Annotated in this window: 2 protein-coding genes; both read left to right on the top strand. The window is 71.7% G+C overall.

What is annotated here, in order from left to right:
* Positions 1–27: 27 nt before the first annotated feature.
* Positions 28–1,356: an FAD-binding oxidoreductase gene (locus tag FE256_RS17810; RefSeq protein WP_138178310.1), complete on the top strand. Its 1,329-nt coding sequence runs from the start codon at positions 28–30 to the stop codon at positions 1,354–1,356.
* On the top strand, positions 1,353–2,132 hold the full coding sequence (locus FE256_RS17805) for a creatininase family protein (RefSeq protein WP_138178308.1): 780 nt from the start codon (positions 1,353–1,355) through the stop codon (positions 2,130–2,132). Before FE256_RS17810 ends, FE256_RS17805 begins: the two co-directional genes overlap by 4 nt.
* The last annotated feature ends 93 nt before the right edge of the window (positions 2,133–2,225 follow it).

Below are 2,225 nucleotides of genomic sequence, written 5' to 3'. Positions count from 1 at the left end.
ACCCACCAGCGTCACCCGGAGACACCCATGACCGACACCGCCACCCGTGTCCTCTCCCTCGAGGACGAGCTGCTCGACCTGCTGGGTCCCGCCGCCGTCAGCACCGAACCGCGTGTGCGCGAGCGCGCCAGCACCGACGGCTCGCCGATGTCGCCGATCATCGCGGCCAAGCTCCCCCTCGGCCTCGCGGACCTCGTCGTGTTCCCGGCGGATGCCGAGCAGATCGCGATCGCCGTCGCTGCCGCCGCGCGCCACGGCGTTCCCGTCACCGTGCGCGGCAAGGGCACCGGCAACTACGGCCAGGGCATCCCGATGCACGGCGGACTGGTCATCGACACCACCCGCGCGAAGGCCATCGTCGAGGTCGGCGACGGCTACATCACCGCCGAGGCGGGCACCCCGATGGTGCTGCTCGAGCAGGCCGCGTGGGCCGCCGGCCAGGCCCTCTGGATGTACCCCTCGACCGCGCAGTCCACTCTCGCCGGCTTCCTGTCGGGCGGTTCCGGCGGCACCGGCTCGATCGAGCACGGCTCGAACGACCGCGGCTTCGTCGCCGCGCTCGACGTCGTGCACGCCGACGGCAGCGCCGACATCATCCACGTCGAGGGCGACGAGGCGCAGAAGTACGTGCACAACTACGGCACCGCGGGCGTCATCGTGCGCGCGACCGTACGCCTGGAGCCGCTGCGCGAATGGCGCGGGCTGTGGGCGAGCTTCCCCGACTACGCCGGCACCCTCTCGGTGCTGCAGACCATCGGCAACCTCGAGCCCGCTCCGCGCCTGGTCTCGGGCGACGGGCCCGAGATCTCGGCATCCCTCCCCGCCGACGAGGCGATCCCCGCGGGCCGCTCGAGCCTGCGCACGATCATCGACGCGTCGCTCATCGACACCGTCACCGCGATCATCGAGGGCGCGGGCGGCCGCGTCGAGGCGGTGCGCGAGGGGCCGCAGGCGAGCATCCGCCTGTCGATGCTCAGCTACAACCACCCGATCGAGTGGTACCAGAAAAGCCAGCCGCACGAGGTGTTCCACCTCGAGGTGGCCGGGATGCCGCTGACCGAGGCCGTCGACGCCGTCGAGGCGGTGTTCCCCGGGGGGAAGCTGCACGTCGAGTCCACGCGCGAGCACCCGATCGGCATGCTCGCCGCGCCCTACGTGAGCGAAGACGAGGTGTACGCCGGCATCGCCGCGCTCAACGCGATCGGCGTGGGCGTGCACAACCCGCACCAGTGGAACGTCGACTTCAACGTCGAGCAGACCGCCGAGACCGCCCGCGTGACCGACCCGCACGGGCTGCTGAACCCGGGAAAGCTCGACCCGACGTACGCGGGCCCGCGCAAGGGAGCGATCCGATGAGCCGGCTGCTCGCCGAGCTCAGCGGCCCCGCCGCCGCCGAGGCCCTCACCTCTGAGTCGATCCTCGTGCTGCCCACGGGCGCGATCGAACACCACGGTCCCCACCTGCCCCTGGCGACGGATGCCATCGTCGCCGAGGCCTCGGCCACGGCCGCCGTCGCGCGGGCCGCGGCGATGGGCCTCGACGTCTGGCAGCTGCCGACCCTGTCGATCACGAAGTCGGACGAGCACTCGTGGGCGCCGGGCACGCTGTGGCTCACGCCCGAGACGATGATGCAGACGGTCGTCGACATCGGCCGATCGCTGATGACGACGCGAGCCCGGACGCTCGTGTTCCTCAACGGCCACGGCGGTAACGTCGCGCTGCTGAACGTCGCGAACCGCGAGCTGCGCCGCCGCTTCGGGCTGCGCACGTTCTTCATGCCCGCCGCGCGCGTGCCCTCGTTCGACGGCACCGACGGCGGCCCGGACGAGCACGGCACCGGCATCCACGCCGGGCACGGCGAGACGAGCATGATCATGCACTTGCGGCCCGAGCTCGTCGACGCCTCGCAGTTCGAAGCGACCGTGCCCGCGCACATCGGCGACTTCCGGCACATCGGCTTCAACGGCAAGCCCGTCACCTTCGGGTGGCTCTCGAATGACTTCGGCCCCACCGGCGTGCTCGGCGACCCGACCGGCGCGAACGCCGCCCACGGCGCCGAGCTGTTCGAGCAGAGCGTCTCGTTCGTCGTCGAGGCGCTCGAGGAGATCAGCCGATTCGACTACACCGCGTGAGCGGGCTGCGCGCCCGGCCCGCACAACTCCTGCACATCCGACGCCTCGGCACGCCGGGACCGTCGTCGGCGCGAAGGTGCAGGAGTTGTGCAC

It is taken from the genome of Microbacterium sp. 5K110, assembly GCF_005774735.1.
Lineage (GTDB): Bacteria > Actinomycetota > Actinomycetes > Actinomycetales > Microbacteriaceae > Microbacterium.
Note: the sequence above shows the minus strand (reverse complement) of the source record. Positions and strands in the feature narration are given on the sequence as shown.

Excerpts from the sequence above, each read along its gene's own strand:
- FE256_RS17810 (WP_138178310.1), top strand. The coding sequence starts at position 28 with ATGACCGACACCGCCACCCGTGTCCTCTCCCTCGAGGACGAGCTGCTC.
- FE256_RS17805 (WP_138178308.1), top strand. The coding sequence starts at position 1,353 with ATGAGCCGGCTGCTCGCCGAGCTCAGCGGCCCCGCCGCCGCCGAGGCC.